15 protein-coding genes and 2 pseudogenes are annotated in these 19,864 nt (G+C 53.0%); 7 read left to right on the top strand and 10 right to left on the bottom strand.

What is annotated here, in order from left to right:
• Positions 1-70: 70 nt before the first annotated feature.
• The 10 genes and pseudogenes from ACN28R_RS19505 to ACN28R_RS19460 form a co-directional block, all read right to left on the bottom strand.
• Entirely contained in the window at positions 71-1,216 is a 1,146-nt protein-coding gene (locus ACN28R_RS19505; protein WP_048636956.1) for an iron-containing alcohol dehydrogenase, read from the bottom strand.
• A 731-nt stretch (positions 1,217-1,947) separates the two neighbouring features.
• A complete protein-coding gene (gene glyS, locus ACN28R_RS19500; RefSeq protein ID WP_095835259.1) occupies positions 1,948-4,017 on the bottom strand; it encodes a glycine--tRNA ligase subunit beta in 2,070 nt (689 codons plus the stop codon).
• Between the two features lie 9 nt (positions 4,018-4,026).
• Positions 4,027-4,959 (bottom strand): glycine--tRNA ligase subunit alpha, encoded by a 933-nt coding sequence (gene glyQ / locus ACN28R_RS19495; RefSeq protein WP_095835852.1) that lies wholly within the window; start codon positions 4,957-4,959, stop codon positions 4,027-4,029.
• A 381-nt stretch (positions 4,960-5,340) separates the two neighbouring features.
• Positions 5,341-5,751, bottom strand: coding sequence for a hypothetical protein (locus tag ACN28R_RS19490; protein ID WP_095835258.1), 411 nt, complete (start codon positions 5,749-5,751; stop codon positions 5,341-5,343).
• Between the two features lie 54 nt (positions 5,752-5,805).
• A pseudogene (locus ACN28R_RS19485) lies at positions 5,806-5,943 on the bottom strand (hypothetical protein); the annotation flags it as partial.
• Positions 5,944-5,952: 9 nt separating this feature from the next.
• Positions 5,953-6,363: a hypothetical protein gene (locus ACN28R_RS19480; RefSeq protein ID WP_145957984.1), complete on the bottom strand. Its 411-nt coding sequence runs from the start codon at positions 6,361-6,363 to the stop codon at positions 5,953-5,955.
• A gap of 12 nt (positions 6,364-6,375) precedes the next feature.
• Positions 6,376-7,413, bottom strand: coding sequence for a hypothetical protein (locus ACN28R_RS19475; protein WP_095835256.1), 1,038 nt, complete (start codon positions 7,411-7,413; stop codon positions 6,376-6,378).
• Positions 7,414-7,788: 375 nt separating this feature from the next.
• Positions 7,789-7,911 (bottom strand): annotated as a pseudogene (locus ACN28R_RS19470) (type VI secretion system tube protein Hcp); the annotation flags it as partial.
• 266 nt (positions 7,912-8,177) lie between these two features.
• Complete coding sequence (locus tag ACN28R_RS19465; protein ID WP_095835254.1) at positions 8,178-8,699, bottom strand: DUF2778 domain-containing protein; 522 nt, start codon at positions 8,697-8,699, stop codon at positions 8,178-8,180.
• Between the two features lie 401 nt (positions 8,700-9,100).
• Positions 9,101-9,907, bottom strand: a complete 807-nt coding sequence (locus ACN28R_RS19460) for a sulfite exporter TauE/SafE family protein (RefSeq protein WP_048636951.1) — start codon at positions 9,905-9,907, stop codon at positions 9,101-9,103.
• 226 nt (positions 9,908-10,133) lie between these two features.
• Between ACN28R_RS19460 and ACN28R_RS19455 the strand changes: the two genes are divergently transcribed.
• The 7 genes from ACN28R_RS19455 (at position 10,134) to ACN28R_RS19425 (ending at position 19,401) form a co-directional block, all read left to right on the top strand.
• Entirely contained in the window at positions 10,134-10,697 is a 564-nt protein-coding gene (locus ACN28R_RS19455; RefSeq protein WP_048636950.1) for a DNA-3-methyladenine glycosylase I, read from the top strand.
• On the top strand, positions 10,694-11,140 hold the full coding sequence (locus tag ACN28R_RS19450) for an N-acetyltransferase (protein ID WP_048636949.1): 447 nt from the start codon (positions 10,694-10,696) through the stop codon (positions 11,138-11,140). The genes ACN28R_RS19455 and ACN28R_RS19450 overlap by 4 nt, the downstream gene beginning before the upstream one ends.
• Before the next feature lie 241 nt (positions 11,141-11,381).
• Positions 11,382-12,416, top strand: a complete 1,035-nt coding sequence (locus ACN28R_RS19445; RefSeq protein ID WP_095835253.1) for an ADP-ribosylglycohydrolase family protein — start codon at positions 11,382-11,384, stop codon at positions 12,414-12,416.
• Positions 12,417-12,552: 136 nt separating this feature from the next.
• A complete protein-coding gene (gene ghrB, locus ACN28R_RS19440; protein ID WP_048636947.1) occupies positions 12,553-13,518 on the top strand; it encodes a glyoxylate/hydroxypyruvate reductase GhrB in 966 nt (321 codons plus the stop codon).
• Between the two features lie 446 nt (positions 13,519-13,964).
• Positions 13,965-15,047, top strand: a complete 1,083-nt coding sequence (bglB, locus tag ACN28R_RS19435) for a beta-galactosidase BglB (protein WP_095835252.1) — start codon at positions 13,965-13,967, stop codon at positions 15,045-15,047.
• Between the two features lie 94 nt (positions 15,048-15,141).
• The gene (locus ACN28R_RS19430) at positions 15,142-17,637 is read left to right on the top strand and encodes a hypothetical protein (protein WP_095835251.1); all 2,496 of its coding nucleotides are present in this window, start codon (positions 15,142-15,144) and stop codon (positions 17,635-17,637) included.
• A gap of 477 nt (positions 17,638-18,114) precedes the next feature.
• Complete coding sequence (locus ACN28R_RS19425) at positions 18,115-19,401, top strand: MFS transporter (RefSeq protein WP_095835250.1); 1,287 nt, start codon at positions 18,115-18,117, stop codon at positions 19,399-19,401.
• Positions 19,402-19,864 lie beyond the last annotated feature (463 nt).

Raw genomic sequence — 19,864 nt, 5'->3', positions numbered from 1 at the left:
GCGAAAAAACAAAATCATAAAAAAACATCCGGGATCGGCCGCCCCGACCCCGGACGCTAACGTTAGCTGATCACTTTCCGTAGTAGGAAACGGTATACAGCTCCTTCATATCTTCCACTTTCGGATCGCCGGGGTTAGTCAACGTACAAGGATCGTCCAGCGCATTCTGGCTCATGCGGTCAAGCACCTTCATGAATTTATCTTCACTGAAATCCACTTCATCGCACTCGCGGAACGTATCGGGAATGTTTAACCGATGGTTCAGATCCCGAATGGCTTCGGGCAGATTGATAATGCCAAAGCGTTTTTCGATCTGTTGATATTTATTGGTCCAGTGACGGTTAAACTGAATCACGTAAGGCAGCATTATCGCGTTGGCCAGACCGTGCGTTACGCCGAACTCGCCGCCAATCTTATGCGCCAGCGAATGGATGATGCCCAGAGAGGCGTTGGTAAACGCAATACCCGCCAGCGCAGAAGCGTTGTGCATGTGGTAGCGCGCCTGCATGTTATCCGGTGAAAGGTAGGCCGTCTCCAGATTCTCAAATACCAGCCGGATGGCTTCCAGCGCATAAGGGTCGGTAAACGAGGTAGCGGCGGTGGACACGTAGGCTTCCAGCGCATGGGTCAACACATCCATGCCCGAATGCGCCGTAATGTGCGGCGGACAGGTTGCCGGAATGGCCGGATCGAGGATAGCGATGTCCGGCACCATATCTGAGGCAACGATCGGGTATTTAATATGGCTTTCCGTATCGGTAATCACGGAAAAGGCGGTGATTTCCGAAGCCGAGCCGCTGGTGGAAGGGATCGCCACAAATTTGGCCTTGTTGCGCAGCGGCGGCATGGAACCGACGGGCAGGATATCCTCTAGCTTAAGATGCGGATGCTCATAGAAACACCACATGACTTTCGCCGCGTCGATAGCGGATCCGCCGCCAATCGCCACAATCCAGTCCGGCTGGAATTCAAGCATCGCTTTGGCGCCGCGCTGTACCGTCGCCACCGAGGGGTTGGGCTCAACATTATCAATCAGCAGGCACTCCATCCCCGCCTGATTGAGCAATTGTTCGGCCTGGGCCAGAAAGCCATGCCGCTTCATCGAGCTGCCGCCGGTGACAATCGCCGCCCGGCTACCCCTTAAGGTAGCAAGCCGCGCCATCGCATTTTCACCATAGGTGATATCACGCGGGATAGAAAAGTTAATCGCACTCATAATGAACTCCTGTAATTGATAATAAGCTATATAAATAGTTCTACAGCAGACAGAGAGTCATGGCGCTATCGGTTCAAATACCCCGGTTATTATTTCATTCTTTTTTGTCCTACCTGACCAACAACAGGACTATTCCTCTGTCTAGTAATCAAGAAATTAATATACCCTTCATCTTTCAAGTTGCAGGTACGTTGGCCGCGCTTTTCCTGAATGACCCGTTCGCCGCCCGTCTGTACTTGCGAAGCTATCGACATTGCTATAATAAATAAAATCATGGTGTTATTTATTTTACTTATACGTTTGGGCACATCAGTAACAATCAGAGTTTATTTTTAGTATAAGCCTGTCATTACAGGATAATTGTGATCTTTATTCTATTTCACAAAAAATGAAATAGAATAAAAACAATAAGATATCTAAGGTTATAATTAACGTTAACGGTATGACTAATATAGGTAAAAAAATAATTGTCACTATGTTGAGAATATGAAGTATTAATTAATGGCTTGCGTTAATGGGATGATATTTAATTTATATTTATGTGTTAAATAATTAATATAAAAACGAGCGCCAGGCTAATTACGCCATAAATAATTCAAATCTTCAGACGTTGGAAATACGCTGATATTAACCCGGTTATCGCATAGCATTGGAGAAATCGGGCCGTTAAGAACAGGCAAAACCGTCAGAAACGCGCGCCCCCTTCGGCGTGAAGAGGACGCGCGCGAACATTACTGCAACAGCGAAATATCCGCCACTTTCAGGAACAGATTACGCAACGCATTGAGCAACGTCAGGCGATTAACGCGCACGGCCGCGTCGTCAGCCATCACCATGACCTGATCGAAGAAGGCGTCAACCGGCTCACGCAGCGCAGCCAGCTCCACCAACGCTTCCTGATAACGCCCCTCGGCAAATAGCGGTTCCAGCTTGTCGTTCAGTACCACCAGATGCGTCGCCAGCGTAATTTCCGCGGGATCTTTCAGTAAAGCGGCTTCAACGTTCTCTTTCAGCGTATCGCTGGATTTCGCCAGAATATTGGAAACGCGTTTATTGGCCGCAGCCAGTGCGGCAGACGCCTCCAGCGTACGGAAGTGGCTCACCGCTTTCACCCTGGCATCGAAATCCGCCGGGCGAGTCGGACGGCGCGCCAGCACCGCCTGAATGGTATCCACGCTATGACCTTCTTCCTGATACCAGGCGCGGAAGCGACCGAGCATAAACTCAATCACATCATCCACCACCTTGGCGTTGGTCAGCTTGTCGCCATACAGGCGCACCGCTTCTTCCGTCAGCGTTTGCAGATCCAGCGGTAACCCTTTCTCGACGATGATGCGCAAGACCCCTAACGCCGCACGGCGCAGGGCAAACGGGTCTTTATCGCCTTTCGGATGTTGGCCGATGCCGAAAATCCCCGCCAGCGAATCCATCTTATCGGCAATCGCCAGCGCGCAGGCCACCGCGGAAGACGGCAGGGAGTCACCGGCAAAACGCGGCTGATACTGCTCGTTCAACGCCACGGCGACATCTTCGGCTTCGCCGTCATGACGCGCGTAGTGCATCCCCATCACGCCCTGCGTGTCGGTAAATTCGAACACCATGTTGGTCATCAGGTCGCACTTGGACAACAGCCCCGCGCGGGTAGCGTGGTTCACGTCGGCGCCAATCTGTTCGGCCACCCAACCGGCCAACGCCTGAATGCGATCGGTTTTATCGCGCAGCGAGCCTAGCTGTTGCTGAAACAGCACGGTTTCCAGACGCGGCAGATGGTCTTCCAGGCGTTTTTTACGGTCGGTATTGAAGAAGAACTCCGCATCCGCCAAACGCGGACGCACCACTTTTTCGTTACCGGAAATAATCTGCTGCGGATCGCTGGATTCGATGTTGGCGACAAAGATAAAGTTCGGCAGCAGCTTGCCGCCGTTGTCGTAAACCGGGAAGTATTTCTGGTCGCCCTTCATGGTATAAACCAGCGCTTCCGATGGCACCGCAAGAAATTTTTCCTCAAACTTCGCCGTCAGCACCACCGGCCACTCCACCAGCGAGGCGACCTCTTCCAACAGGCTGTCATTCAGATCGGCGTTACCGCCAATCTTGCGGGCGGCGGATTCGGCATTCTGCTTGATTTTCGCTTTACGCGCGTCGTAGTCCGCCATGACCTTACCGCGTTCCAACAGGATTTGCGGATACTGGTCGGCGTTATCGATAGTGAATTCAGTTTCGCCCATAAAGCGGTGACCGCGGATAGTGCGGGCGGAATCAATGCCCAACACCTGGCCTGGGATCGGTTCATCGCCCAGCAGCAGGGTGACGGTATGCACCGGACGCACGAACTGCGTGTCTTTATCGCCCCAGCGCATCAATTTTGGAATCGGCAGTTTGGCCAGCGAATTGTTAACCATGCCGGTCAGCAACGCCTGAGCCTGTTCGCCTTTAACCTGCGCGCGGTATAGCAGCCATTCGCCTTTATCGGTTTTCAGCCGTTCGGCCTGATCGAGCGTAATGCCGCAGCCGCGCGCCCAGCCTTCGGCCGCTTTGGTCGGATTGCCCGCGGCGTCAAACGCCTGCGCTATCGCCGGGCCGCGTTTTTCGATTTCGCGATCCGGCTGCGCGGCGCTTAAGGTGGCCACTTTCAACGCCAGACGGCGCGGCGCGGCAAACCATTTCACGTCGCCGTGAGTCAGGCCGGCGGCATCCAGTTCCGCGGTAAAGTTGGCGGCAAAAGACTCCGCCAGATTACGGAGAGCCTTCGGCGGCAGCTCTTCCGTGCCGATTTCCACCAGAAAAGTCTTGTCTGTCATGGCTGCCTCTTAGCTCTCTTTCTTATTGTTGCACGGATTCTTGCTACACAAGGGGAAGCCCAGCGCCTCGCGGGAGGCATAGTAGGCTTCGGCTACCGCTTTGGTCAGGGTGCGGATACGCAGGATGTAGCGCTGACGCTCGGTAACGGAAATAGCTTTACGCGCATCCAGCAGGTTAAAGCTGTGCGCCGCTTTCAAAATACGTTCGTAGGCAGGCAATGGCAGCGGTTTTTCCAGCGCCAGCAGATGCTGGGCTTCTTTTTCATACTGCTCGAAGCAGGTAAACAGGAAGTCGACGTCGGCGTATTCGAAATTGTAGGTCGATTGTTCTACTTCGTTTTGATGGAACACGTCGCCGTAGGTGGTTTTGCCTAACGGGCCGTCGCTCCAGACCAGATCGTAAACGCTGTCCACGCCCTGAATGTACATCGCCAGACGTTCCAGACCGTAAGTCACCTCGCCGGTAACCGGTTTACACTCCAGACCGCCGACCTGCTGGAAGTAGGTGAACTGGGTCACTTCCATGCCGTTCAGCCACACTTCCCAGCCCAACCCCCAGGCGCCCAGCGTCGGGTTTTCCCAGTTATCTTCCACGAAACGAATATCGTGGATCGTCGGGTCCAGCCCCAGCGCTTTCAAAGAACCCAGGTAGAGTTCCTGAATATTGTCGGGGGACGGCTTAATCACAACCTGGAACTGGTAGTAGTGTTGCAGGCGGTTGGGGTTTTCGCCGTAGCGGCCGTCGGTAGGACGGCGGGACGGTTGAACATAGGCGGTGGCCATAGGTTCCGGGCCAAGCGCCCGCAGGCAGGTCATCGGATGTGAGGTGCCGGCGCCGACTTCCATGTCCAATGGTTGAACTATGGTGCAGCCTTGACGCGCCCAATAATCCTGTAACGTCAGGATCAGACCCTGAAAGGTCTTGGTATCAAACTTTTGCATTTGGATTCGCACGCGATACATGTGGATTGATAATAAAGGCGCCAGTATACCCTCTGAATGCGAGATATACAGCCAGAATGCGGCAACAAGTTCATATCGGCGGTGATTTGCGGCATTACACGGCAACAATTGACACTCAGCCAATCCATCCCAACCGGATCCCAAAAAGACAATGGCACACCCAATCACAAACATCACCATCCAGGCCGACGCTGCGCCAGTGATGCACTATCGAGCGGCTCGACTTACTAGCATCGCTGGCGATATTTACCGTAGACAGAAATATAGAGGGAATTCCCTAATCGCCAGTCACAAACCTCATGCATCAATCAGCAGAAGGTTATGTCTCACGGTATCGACTGATATTGGTCCAGAATTTCGTCAGTACCATCCTGCCCATTCGCCTAAATAGGCGATGCCACAACCAACCCAAAACATCAAAAAACAAGCCGCATGGATATAGTAATAAATCCGGATCCAGCCGGTCAGTTCCCTGGGCTGAGACGCCACAAAGGCGTAAGCCTCCGGCGGCAGCGGCCGTTTCGGCGCGATATTGACCGGTTTACCGTCCAGTACGCGTTTAAAAAACAGGGTCAGGAAAAGACTGCCCCAGTGACCTAAAAACGACATCAGATTACTCTGCGCGCTTAACGGCAAACCCTCCTGTCGATATAACGAGATCAGTTGCTCGTACTTTTTACGGTGCAGGCCGAAATACACCATGCTGAACGCCAATACCAAAGGAGCCAATATAAGCATCACCATCCCTGTAACCATCACGATGAAGCTCATGCTTCTCTATCCTGTAGCTAAAAATTAATTGCGTTATCTTGGTTGTCATCATTATTTCGGGCCAGAGTTCTGCAGACAAATCGTCGGATGAGAAGAGCCTGCGCCGACTTCCATGTCCAGTAGTTGGACGATGGTGCAGCCCAGGAACTCCTTAACCCAGGTTGCTGCTTGATTGCGACCGATCGCTAACACGTTATTTCATCAGTACCATCCTTGCCATTTGCCAAAAAAGGCGATCCCACTCCCAATCACAAACATCGAAAAACAAGCCGCATGGATATAATAATAAACTCGGATCCAGCCGGTCAGTTCCCTCGACTGTGATGCCACAAAGGCATAAACCTCCGGCGGCAGCGGCTGTTTCGGCGCGATATTGATCGGTTTGCCGTCCAGTACGCGTTTAAAAAATAGGGCCAGGGAAAAGCTTCCCCAGTAACCGAGAAACGACATCAGATTATTCTGCGCGCTTAACGGCAACCCCTCCTGCCGGTACAGCGAGATCAGTTGCTCATATTTTTTACGGTGCAGGCCGAAATACACCATGCTGAATACCCACACTAAAGGAGACAAAGCCCCCATTCCTGCACCTACATACAGAATCGTTAATTTCATAACAGGTGGCCTTTAATTAATCAAAATTCGGTTAAGCAGTTCACCTGTGAACTCGCCCCCCAATTCGCCGACATAACCCCCAACGGCCCCTCCAATTGCCCCCCCCACTAGAGCACAAGCCAGTCCGCCAGCTCCCGCCGTTGGCGCCGTAATAATCCCCAGAGCCACGCAGACGGCACTGCCGGCCGTTGCTCCCATCGAGCCGCCATAAATCCCCATTGACGCCCCACCGACAAAAGCCGTATAGCCTTTTATCGCCACCGCCGGGCATTCGCTTTCCCGACCTACCGTACAGGCATGATAGATATCGTTGGTGGCGCTGAGTCCGGCCACCCCCAACCCTATCCAGCCCCCGGTTTTCATGTATTTTACCGCTCGCGCCGAGGCCTCCAGATACGCGGCGTACCCCGGAATGGCACCCACGCCGACGTTGCTCCAGTGATGCACTATCGAGCGGCTCGACAGCCCTAGCGCGTGGCGCAGATTTTCATACGGACGAAGTTGCAACGCCCGGTAGGCTATGCGTTTTGCCAGCGGTTGCTGTAACAGGCTATTAAGTTCGCCGAAAAGCCGACGCCGCTCAGCATAGAACTGCTGCCCAACCAGCGTTCCCTGGGTGCGAAACTGATTTTGATAGGTGCTCTCTATCTTACGCAGCAACTGGTCGATACGCTGGGCATACTGTTTACCGGCATCACTGCCAAAACTTATCCCTTTCTCCGTTCCAACCAGTACCGCGGCCAGCGTATCGTAATGCTGTTGCAGAAAACCGCCCTGCTCCGGCGAGACAAACGCCATCGACTGATTTACCTGCTGCTTGGCCTGACGCAGTTGATTCAGTGGGTAAGTTTGACGAGGATTATCGGGATCGGCCACCAGCAGAATTTGTCCCGGCTTTAACCAGGGCGTATCCGCATTAAGCTGCATAAAGTAACGAGCGGCGGGCGTATTCCTGCCGCGAAACAGCAGGCCGGCCTGAGTGGATAACGTGCCGGGGGTATCAACCACGCAATATCCCGGCTCCAGATAGTGTTGCGAACGACCAACCATATACTCACTCCCTGTTAGTACACGACATATGACTGTGCGCATTTTTAGAGCGAGCGGCTAAATTGTCAACGATAAACAGCAGCTTTTGCGATGCAGTGTGGTGTTCAGGAATGTTCTTAAATTGAACCAGTTACGTTTGTTTTAACCAGAAAACGGCGACGTTTGCCACGCGATCCAACCTGGCGGGTAATGACGTAAACAGATGCCGTCACCGGCCGAGAAACATAGCCGATGCTGTAGTCGGGCAGCCCAGCCGCCAACCAGCCGTTTATCATGTATATCAACGCCGCCGAGGTGTCGATCGGATGAAATGCGAAAGGGTTGTTATGATAAACGGGGGTGAATAAACTTCTTTTGCGATCATCATGGAAGAGTGTCGGCCCTGTCTACTGGTAAAGTAATACCGTGACTTAACCCGATAATTTCTATGCTTCCTTCGCGATCTTGAACAGCCACAGAACCTTTAATGTCTGCGCCACCATCATCCTTTAGCCACATTTACGGAGGGATTGGCGTTTTACTTTCTCCTTATTTTTTTGAGTAGTTTCATTACTAAAATGTAAATTACAGTCGTAATAGAAAAGATTGTGATTACTGAAATATAAAAATAGAGATCATAAAAGTTGTCCGCCCCTATCTCACCGGCACCATAGATCATATGACCTATTTGGGTTGCTAGTTCATGGTCAAACCATATTTCAGGATTTCCCAATGTGCGCCCTACTATTAGAGATATAAGGGCATAAAATGTTATCTTAGAGATCCTACGGGCAAGTGTTGTTATAGCCATTTGCTACTACCTCAACCCAGCCTCTAGCCATAAGTGATTTCATGCAGGGTACTTGCATGGGGGGTGTTCTCATTAAAGCATTTCTTATTAGCGCGTAATCTGAGTTGCGCGCAATCGTTATGCAACCTTCGGAAACTCTGCCAGGATGAAGTCTGAATAGTCCACGTTTAACACCATTAATCCAAGTATGATCATCTATGCTCAAATCGTCCTTGTATAAGGCAAACCATTCATCACGACCAAATTCAGCACCATAGTAGAACTTATTGAACATATCTTGAGATTTAGCTTTAATCCAAGAGCCAATGCCGCCGGTGCCACGCTCTACAATCCAATATTTACCTGGTGGTAGTGGACCATCATTGGGTATAGCTCTACATGCACCTTTATTTCGATAAACTCCCTTGCCAGAGAAAGCCATGAACACGCCTACGCCGTACAGGTTAAAAGGAGCATAGTCAGCCCCGTTCAATATTAATCTTCCGTGTAAAGCCATTGAGCCACCCTAAATCCATGTAGAAACTGCGCTTATTTTCACAAAAAACAATAAAGTACCTAATACCCCCGTGATGGGTACACCAGAAAACGGGAGCGGAGCGACCAGCATCATACTCACTCCCTGTTAGTACACGACATATGACTGTGCGCATTTTTAGAGCGGGCGGCTAAATTGTCAACGATAAACAGCAGCTTTTGCGATGCGACGTGGTGTTCAGGAATGTTCTTAAATTGAACCAGTTACGTTTGTTTTAACCAGAAAACGGCGACGTTTGCCACGCGATCCGAACAGGCGGGCAATGACGTAAACAGATGCCGTCACCGGCAGGTCTATCGGATACCTGCCGGTGACGGTTCAGAGAACAAATCGCATTGGTTGAACTATTGCATTTAAAAACCTTAGCCGCTAAACACCGTTTGCAGCATCTTCAGGCTTAACAGCAGCAATAGCCCGGCGAAGACTTTTTTCAGGGTGGCGACCGGCAGACGGTGCGCCAGACGCGCGCCGACCGGCGCGGTGAAATAGCTTACCGCCGAAATCAGGACCACCGCCGGCAGGGAAACATAGCCGATGCTGTAGTCGGGCAGTCCGGCCGCCGACCAGCCGTTGATCATGTATCCCAACGCGCCCGCCAGCGCGATAGGCAAGCCGACCGCCGCCGAGGTGCCGATTGCCTGCTGAATACGCACGTTGCACCATGTCAGGAAAGGAACGGTTAGCGAGCCGCCGCCGATCGCCACCAGCGCGGAGATGCCGCCGATACATAACCCGGCCAGAGAGGTTCCCGCGGTGCCGGGCAGCTGGCGCTGCGGTTTCGGCTTGATATTCAACACCATTTGCAGCGCGACATAGGCCATGAAGCAGGAGAAGAAGATCGCCAGCGCCCGCGTCGGCAGCAATGTCGCCAGCCAGGTGGCGGCGAAGGTGCCGATCAGGATAGCGGGCGTAATCCGCCAGACCACCGGCCACAGCACCGCCTGATGCTGATGATGGGTGCGCAAACTGGAGATGGCCGTAATCACGATGGCCGCCATCGACGTTCCCAGCGCCATATGCACCAGATGTACATTCTGTACGCCCTGAGCGGCAAACATCGCCGTCAGAATCGGCACCATAATGCCGCCGCCGCCAATCCCCAGTAGCCCCGCCATAAAACCCACAACGGCGCCTAAGGCCAGATAGGCCAAAATCCACTCGACTGCCATTCTTCACACCCCGATCTGTCATTTGTTATCGTTTTTGTGAAACCGCTTGATTGTCAGCCGCGCTCAGTCAGCATCATGGATATCTGTGAGATATGGCGCAATAAGCTGGTTGCATATACAGCATTTTAAATGCGATGATGACGCAATAGTCAGCGACATCAATATCAATATCAATAACCTCGCCGAATAACAATCCGTATCCAGAACCTAACGATAGGAAAAGCCGATGAAACGATGTGGTTGGGTCACTCAGGACGCCTTATATCAGGATTATCACGATAACGAGTGGGGAAAACCTTGCACCGACAGCCAAAAACTGTTTGAACTGCTGTGCCTCGAAGGCCAGCAAGCCGGGCTTTCCTGGATTACCGTGCTGAAAAAACGCGAAAACTATCGCCGTTGTTTTCATCAGTTCGATCCGCATCGCATTGCCGGGATGACCCAGGATGACGTAAACGTTCTGATGCAGGATAGCGGCATCATCCGCCACCGTGGAAAAATCGAAGCCATTATCGCCAATGCCCGCGCCTGGCTGGCGATGGAAAATCAGGGCGAAAGTTTCTCTCAATTCATCTGGTCATTCGTTGACCATCAGCCGAAACTGAATCGTCCTCTAGCGCTTTCCAACGTACCGGCCAAAACCGAGATTTCAGACGCCATGTCAAAAGCATTGAAAAAGCGCGGTTTTAAATTTATCGGTTCCACCATCTGTTACGCCTTCATGCAAGCCGGCGGACTAGTGAACGACCACGTCATCGACTGCTTTTGCCGGCAAGAGCCCACGCCATGATCCGCAAATACCCGTCGCAGGATCTGGAACCGCTGATGTCGCTGTGGCTGGAAAGCACCACGCTGGCCCACCCGTTTATTCGCGCCGCTTACTGGCAGGAAAGCGCCGCGCTGGTACGTGATGTTTACCTTCCGCAATCGCAAACCTGGGTATATGAAGAACAAGGACGGCTCGCCGGTTTTATCAGCGTATTGGAAAAGCGATTTATCGGCGCGCTGTTCGTGCAGCAGGGCGACTGGGGTCAAGGCGTAGGCTCCGCTTTAATCAGCCACGTTCAACAGCGATTTTCGTTGCTCAGCCTGGAAGCCTATCAGCGCAATGAACGGGCCTGTGCGTTTTATCGCAAGCGGGGCTTTGTCGTCGTCGATGAGAACTTCAATCAGGAAACCCAGGCGACGATGCTAATTATGCAATGGGCTAACCCATTCATCAGTCAGCATTAACCGCGGTCAACGTCCTTCACCGCCAACCTAAATAAACCCTCACATTCAGTTCAACGAACTCCGCTAAACGTTCTATCCTGTTTCTATCTGGTGTTACGCTATCGGCTAACGCTTCCGGCTTTATTATTTAATCTTTGTTTAGATATGTTTATTAGAAAAATCAATCTATTACCATGATATTGCTAATTGGATGGTATCTCTGAAAAAGAGATTATCCAGGCTTGCTAAGGATGTTCGTGCCATGTCATCAAATGAGCAAAACCGTATTAATGGGGCGTTATATGGTCAGATGTTGGGCGATGCGATGGGAATGCCCTCAGAATTATGGCCTCGCATACGGATTAAAAACCATTTTGGCTGGATTGACCGCTTTCTGCCCGGCCCGTCGGAAAATATCGCCGCCCGCTATTTTCGAGCCGCGCAATATACCGACGACACCGCGATGGCTATTGCGCTGGCGGATGCGCTGATTGAATGTGAAGGCCAGATCGAACCGGCGGCGATAGGAAGAAATATTTTGCGGTGGGCCAAGGATTTCGGCGCCTTTGAGAAAAATATCCTCGGCCCGACATCCAAATCCGCGTTGACCGCGCTACAGCAAGGCGCCGATATCCGCGAGTTGGAAAACAATGGCGTCACGAACGGCGCCGCCATGCGGGTTTCCCCGTTGGGCTGCCTGCTGCCGCCCCACTCTTTGAGTGATTTCATCTGCAACGTGGAGCAGGCATCCAGCGTAACGCATAAATCCGATGTCGCCGTCGCCGGCGCTACCGCGATCGCCTGGGCCATTTCCAGAGCGATTGACGGCTCCGCCACCTGGGGAGGGATCAGCGATGAGCTGCCGGCGGTCGCTCAGGCGGCGCAACATAAGCGGGTCACCACCTACAGCGCTTCCATGGCCTGCCGTATCGAACTGGCATTGGAGACGGTGAAACGCGCGAATGGAACGACATGCGCGATGTCGCGCGTTTATGACCTGATCGGCACCGGCACGGACATAATTGAATCCGTCCCGGCGGCGATCGCCATGGTCGAACTGGCGCAAACCGATCCCAACCGCTGCGCCATTCTGTGCGCCAATCTGGGCGGGGATACCGATACCATCGGCGCGATGGCGACAGCCATTTGTGGCGCGCTAAACGGCGCGGCCAGCATCGCGCCCCACTTTAAGCAACAGTTGGATGACGTAAACGGGCTTGATATTGACTATTACGGTCGGGAACTTCTGCGATTGCGCACCCTGCGGGAATCGGCTTTCCCTTCGTCTCCGACCTGATGGCGATTTACTTTTTCTGCTAATTTTATTATTTCATCATGCATACTATATCGTGCGGCCGGCCGTATCTTACCGGCCGCACGATGATGCCATCAGCTATGGATGCTTTACTCTCCCTAATTTGCCGGAGTTCGCGATGAAACCAAGCGTTATTCTGTATAAAAATATCCCTGATGATTTACGTTCCCGTTTAGATCAACACTTTACCGTCACCGAACTGGACGATTTTCCCTCAGAGGATCATCCGGCTCTGGCTCAGGCCGAGGGGATCATCGGTTCAGGCGGTAAAGTGGATAAAGCCTTTCTGCAACGCAGCCCACGCCTGCGCGCAGCCTCTACCATTTCCGTCGGGTATGACAATTTTGATGTCGCGGCGCTGAACGAAAAAGGCGTTATCCTCATGCACACGCCCACGGTATTAACCGAAACGGTGGCGGATACCGTGCTGGCGTTGATGTTGAGCAGCGCTCGCCGGGTGGTGGAAGTGGCCGAAAGAGTCAAAGCCGGCGAGTGGCAAGAAGGGATCGGCAGCGACTGGTACGGCTCGGATGTCCATCATAAAACCATCGGTATTCTCGGTATGGGACGCATTGGTCTGGCCGTGGCGCAGCGCGCGCATTTGGGGTTCAGTATGCCGGTGCTGTACAACGCGCGCCATCATCATCCTGAAGCCGAAACACGCTTTAACGCCCGCTATTGCGACCTGGATAGCCTGCTGGCGGAAGCCGATTTTCTGTGCATCACCCTGCCGCTGACGGCCGAAACTCATAACCTGATCGGCCGTGAGCAGTTGGCGAAGATGAAGCCCAGCGCGATCCTGATTAATATCGGTCGCGGCGCCGTCGTAGACGAAAGCGCGCTGATCGACGCGTTGACTAACGGCACCATCCACGCCGCCGGTCTGGACGTTTTCGCCAAGGAGCCGCTGTCGGTTGACTCCCCGCTGTTACGCCTGCCGAACGTGGTGGCCTTGCCCCACATCGGTTCAGCCACCCATGAAACGCGCTACGCGATGGCGGCCTGCGCCGTCGACAACCTGATCGCCGCCCTGAACGGCCAGGTAAAAGAAAACTGCGTTAACCCGCAGGTGCTGAAAAAATAAGAGTCGGCGCCATACAGACAAGGCTGCGCTGGCAGCCTTGGAATTGATGATCGATCGAGACACACCGGCCGGCCACGGGGATGAGGCGTCTCGGTGGGAACCTCATCCCCGTGCGCGTCGAAAATCGGCCGTTGTCGGCGGCCTGAAGGCGGCGATAACGGCCTCGTTTGTCTCTTGTCCCTATCCCCCCTCCGCCAGTCATACCTTATATATCAACACCTTTCTTGTGCCTTCTCCGGGATAAACCGCGCTTTTTTACCGCGGGCGCGCCTGCCGTCCTTCGGGCCGTTACGGCGTAAGATTGAAAAACGCCCTGCGTTTTTTTAACTGCATCACAAAACAAAAGCGCAAATTTTTTTCGTATTGCGCAAAAAAATCATTGGTGATTATATCGACAGCACATTTCAGCATCGATTTGTATTACTTCTCTACACGGTGGATGACCCATGCTTAACAACGTAGATTTACAGGCTCAGCTTAATGCTCTATTAACCGGAATGACCGGGTTAAAAAATCAGGGACGTTTTCAGGAACCCAATCTTGACGGCACGCCAGGCGACTATATTTCTTTTGATAGTTGGGAATGGCCGCAGGGCGTCGGTATTTACGGATTGGTAAGACTATGGGAATTCACCAAACGAGAAGATATTTATCAACTTATTGAACGCTGGTTCGAAAAACAATTTAATGCCGGACTGCCGAAACTGAACGTTAATACCACGGCGCCGATGCTGCCGCTTTCTCTTTTCTGGGCGCACACCAAAAATCCCCGCTATCAGGAAATTCTCGATAGCTGGGCCAATCGCGTAATCAATGAATTACCAAGAACGCCGGAAATGGGATTCCAGCATATTGTTTCCGATGGCGTTAATGACATGGAATTGTGGGATGACACGTTATTTATGGTCGTTCTGTTTCTGGCTCATTACGGTACGGTATCCGGTCGTAAAGAATTAGTCGCGGAGGCGGTGCGGCAATTTTTACTCCATGCCCGTTATTTAAACGATCCTGAAACCGGGCTGTGGTTTCACGGCTGGAGTTTCAAAGAAAAAAATAATTTTGCGCGCGCCCGTTGGGCCAGGGGTAATTCCTGGATCACGGTAGGTATCCTTGAGTTTATTGAACTCGCGGAGCTGGATCCCGGGGTACAACAATACCTGCTGGGGTGTCTGCAAACCCAGGTCAATACATTGCTCAACCTACAGACATCCAGCGGCGCATGGCATACCCTGCTGGATCACCCCGACTCCTATGAAGAAATCTCCGCCACCGCCGGTTTCGGTTACGGATTGCTGAAGGGCGCGCGCCTGGGTATCGGCGGCGACGCCTGGCGTCAGGCCGGATTACGCGCGCTACAGGCGGTATGCGACAACATCGATCAAGACGGAACGGTAGGCAACGTTTCTTACGGCACCCGCATGGGTAAAACGCTGCAATTTTATAAAGATATTCCTATTCAGCCCACCGGTTACGGCCAGGCATTAGCCATATTGTGCCTGACCGAAGGCATTCGTGAACATCAGGAATAGAGACAACGACAAATAGCACGGCGCCGAATCGATAAAACCCGTTGGCATTGATCCACCCTACTGTTAAACACTCTGTAATCAGGGGAATATTATTATGATTAATAATCCAGAAACTTATTTCAGCGAACGTCGGCTGGCCGATGGCGACGCCGTGCGTTATTGGCAACTGTCCAACATAACGGAGCAACGCTATGACGTTGCCGATCGCCCGATGCAGGGGAATATGGATCCCTTTTTCTTCCTGAGTAAACACAAGAATTTCATCCCGCATACTTATCCCTGCCGTTCCGATTTTTCAGAAAAATTCGCCGGGAAACGCCCGGTGCCCTTAAGCGAATGCCGCCCGGAACGGTGGTGGCTGCCGTTTGGCTCAGACCGTGTCGACCTATCAGGATTCTGGTTCCGGCCAACGCGCGTCGGCGCATGGGCGAGAACCTTTATTCAGGCCGATAAGCAGGGCGAAGCGGTATTCCGGCTAATCACCTGCGGCGGCGCAATACTCTTTGCCAACGGCAAAGAAGCGGCCTGGAGCGCCCGCTATCAGCGTAATCTGGAGAGCAGTATCGATGTCGCCATCCCTTTGAATAAAGGGCTGAATGAGATCGTCATCTATTTCGACGATCTTGCCGAGCGCGATATTCGCTTCTTTTTCCAACTGGATTATCTCTCCGGCGCCGGCGCATCCGTCGCGCTGCCCGTCCCTATTGCGCCGCAACGGGTGGAAAAAATAGAAAATATGCTTGAAGGCATGGCGTTCAGCCATTGCGCGTATTTTACCGGCGACATCGCCATTGAGTTCGCCGAGGCGGCGACAGAGGATCTTCAGGTAAGTTGTAAGGTCATCGGCGATTTTATTTCTCTCGATGAGCCGGTGTTACTGACATCCGCCATCAAAAAAGGCGAACAGCGCCTTACGTTGGCGGCAACCGGGCAAATTCCGGCGGACTTCAGAAACTTCATTATTACCCTGCAATCCGGCGAATTCAGCGCCAGCCGTAATATCGGCGTGGAAATATGGCATGCGGATCGGCAGCAAGAGGTTCCCGCCACGCTGGTTGAACGCATCGAAGAGGCGCTGACGACGGTCGCGGAATCCGGCGAAATGAGCAGCGTGAAAGCGCTGGCGCGCCTGGCTTGCGGGCTTTCAGGCCGGGAAACGGACGCAATGCTGGCAGCGGTGTTGCCCTCCGTCTTTGATTGCCACGACTGCGCCGACTTTACGCTGGTGCCGCTGCTGTGGTGCCGCATCAAGTTTAGCGAAGCGATTAACCCCTCGACGCGCCAGAGCATTGATGACGCCATTTTGAATTTCCGCTACTGGATGGATGAACCCGGCAATGATGTTCAATGGTACTTCTCGGAGAACCATGCCCTGTTATTCCACACCGCCGCTTATATCGCCGGCAGTTTTTTCCCGCATGCGACGTTCGTCAGATCGGGACGCAGCGGTGCGGAACAAGCGCGGGTCGGCGAACAGCGCATCAGCGAATGGCTCGACCATTTTGAACAGTATGAAATGGCCGAATGGAACTCCGCGCCCTATTTCCCCATCGATCTGAAAGGGCTGACCGCGCTGACCGCGCTGGCGGATAACCCGGTTATCGTAAAACGCGCCCGTCACGCCATTGAACGTTTGATCGAGCAGATCGCCCGTTCATCTCATCAGGGTATTCTGACCGCCTCGCAGGGGCGCTCCTACGAACATACCTTACGCGCCGGACGTTCGCTGGAGCTTTCCGCCATTGCCCGGCTGCTGTGGGGAAAAGGCGGCTATGGCTGCCGTTTCCATGTGCTGCCCCAACTGGCGTTATTGCTGCGGGACCGGCGCATCAGCGTCTCTCCGGCGCTACAGGACATTGCGACTTATCAGGGGGAGCACGCGCTGGAATGGTGTTTCGCCCAGGGCGCGAACCGCATCGCCAAACTGTATCACTATAAAACCCGTGATATCGCCATGGGATCCATCGCCAACTATCGCTGGGGAGAATGGGGATATCAGGAATCGCCGATGCATCTGCGCCTGGGCGATAACCCGGAGGCGCAAATCTGGATCAACCATCCGGGGGAAACCATACAGGCGGGATTCGGACGCCCCTCCTACTGGGGCGGATGCGGTACGTTACCCCGCGTTCAACAATACCGTGGCCTTGCCGTGCTGGATTTCAATATTCATGACGGCCAGCCCGATTTCTCTCACGCCTGGCTGCCGTTGGAAAACTTTGATCGGGTTGAAATAACCGATAACCGCATTGCGATACGCGGCGGCAACGGGATGGCGCTGCTGTTTGGTAATAAAGCGTTCGAGGTGGTGACGCAGGGGCCGACAAAAAATTGCGAAGTCCGGCTAACGGGTCGTCAAAATCGCTGGGTCATTCGCCTGTGCGATGATAGCGCGATAACGCAGCTTACCGATTTCACCAAGCATTTTCATTCGCTGTCCGTCAGTGAAAAAGACAATGGCGATTTATTAATAAACGATCCGCTTTATGGTCAGGTTATTTTCTTTGCCGACGGACGCGTTCAGGCCGAAAACAGAATTATCGATCCGCAAACGTGGACGATACAGGGTGAAAGCAAGGAATTAAAATAAACTTAACTGTAAAGAGTCATTAATCATAATCCACGTTTACTGCCTATCTTACAGGATATCGCAGCCAGGAGATTATTATGAAAATAATTAATAATGATTAACAGCTGTCTGTACTCTAAATAATTCGAGTTGCAGGACAAAACACATGGCGTTTTGAACAGCGCTTGCGCTGGCCCCGAAGGGGCGAAGCCACAGGCTGAGTCACGCGGCAAGGGAAGGAATCCCGATAAGCTTACTCAGGTAAGTGATTCGGGTGACTGAGCGCAGCCAACGCACATGCAGCTTGAAGTATGACGAGTATATTTAATAACTGTGTATAAAACGCACAGAATTAAAAAGTAACTTGCTTAAGGTGAATGTCCCGAAATAAGACTTTTTATTTCGGGGGATGTTTTTCACCCTGCGCATCGCCAAAAGCGAATCTTTACTGCTTTTTCATACTCCGCTTGTAATTAAATAAGCAACCAGGAGAGTTTTATGGAAACGAAAAATAATATAGAAATAAAAAGCCCGACGCCTAAGGGTAATTATCGTTGGTTTATCTGTTCGATGCTGGTATTCGCCACGACGGTCAATTACATGGACCGGCAGGTTCTCGGTTTATTAGCCCCGCTATTGCAAAAAGAAATTGGTTGGTCACAGATAGAATATAGTTGGCTGGTTAATGCGTTTACCATCGCTTATGGCATCGGCACCTTAGTCTGCGGCCGGATTATCGATAAGGTCGGCACCAAAATCAGCTATGCCGCCGCGATGATTATCTGGAGCGGCGCCGCCATGCTGCACGCCGCCGTGGGTTCGGTGGCCGGATTCGCCGTGGTGCGCGTGCTGCTTGGTTTCGGCGAGGCGGCGAACTTCCCCGCCGCGATGAAAGCCATTTCCGCCTGGCATCCCAAGCAGGAACGCACGCTGGCGACCGGCATCCTGGGCGTTGCGGTTAACGTCGCGGTGGTTATTTCCCCCGCTATTATTCCCTGGGTGGCGATTCACTACGGCTGGCATGGCGCTTTCCTGATTCTGGGCGGCATCGGGTTTCTCTGGCTTATTCCCTGGTTGTTATATTTCGGCAAACCCGAAGACAAGGCAAACGCGCAGGAACAGGCCTGGATCAATCAGGATAAGGAAGAGGCCGTCGCCGCCAGTTCGATTAAATGGTCGAAACTGCTGGGATATCGGCAGCTCTGGGCATTCGCGCTGGGGAAAATGCTGACCGACCCGATCTGGTGGTTCTTCCTGTTCTGGCTGCCTAAATGGCTGAACGAAACGCGCGATATTAATATGGCCGGCCTGGGGCTGCCGCTCATTGCGATTTATCTGTTCGCGATTGTGGGGAGTCTGGGGGCGGGATGGCTTCCCGGCATGTTGATGAGAAAAGGGGTCAGCGCCGCCAACGCGCGCAAAATAACCATGTTGATTTGCGCCTGCGCCGTTATCCCGATCATCGCCGCAACACAGGTGGAGAGCCTATGGGCCGCCGTCGCCATCGTCGGGCTTGCCGCCGCCGCGCATCAGGGATGGTCCGCCAATTTGCTGACCAGCGTGTCCGATCTCTTCCCGAACGCGGCGGTGGGTTCGGTGGTGGGTATCGGCAGCACCTTCGGTATGATCGGCAGCGTGGTGTTCTCGACGATTATCGGCGCGGTGCTGGAAGAGTCCGGCAACTACTGGGGGTTGTTCGCGATTGGTTCGGTGGCGTATCTGCTGGCCTGGTGCGTCATGTACCTGCTGCTGGTGCCGAAAATGGATCGCGCCAAATTTGACTAACGCCATATCAGACTGGTGACAAAGTTCGAAATATGGCCATTAATGACCACCACCCGACCTCCCTCTTGTCAGGGCTGTTCTTATACACAAATGTAGGGGCTATGACGGACTTTGCCGTTACCCGGCGTAAAAAATTATGCAGCGGTGGACTTGACCGCCGAGTGAGCCGCATGGATGCGGTGAGAGCCAGTGCCGCGTCGGGAACGCGTCACTGGCGGCTCGAATAGCGGTCGAGAACATCGATGGCACCGCGTAGCGGCATAATTTCAGCCGTAAGCCTGGGGTCATGGGGCGAGCGGCGAGTGAGCCGCCCCGTGTCGGGCGTGTGCGACGAGGTCGCATGAAAATGGCGGTATTGTAGCGCACGAAACTGTCTCCGAGTCCGCATAAAAATGTGACCAATAGACAGCTTGTCAGGGGGAGGAGCAAACTCGCCGCGTGGTTCCTCGTCGGCCAACGCGGC

Origin of the sequence: Brenneria goodwinii (genome assembly GCF_002291445.1) — a bacterium.
GTDB classification, from domain to species: Bacteria; Pseudomonadota; Gammaproteobacteria; order Enterobacterales; family Enterobacteriaceae; genus Brenneria; species Brenneria goodwinii.
Note: the sequence above shows the minus strand (reverse complement) of the source record. Positions and strands in the feature narration are given on the sequence as shown.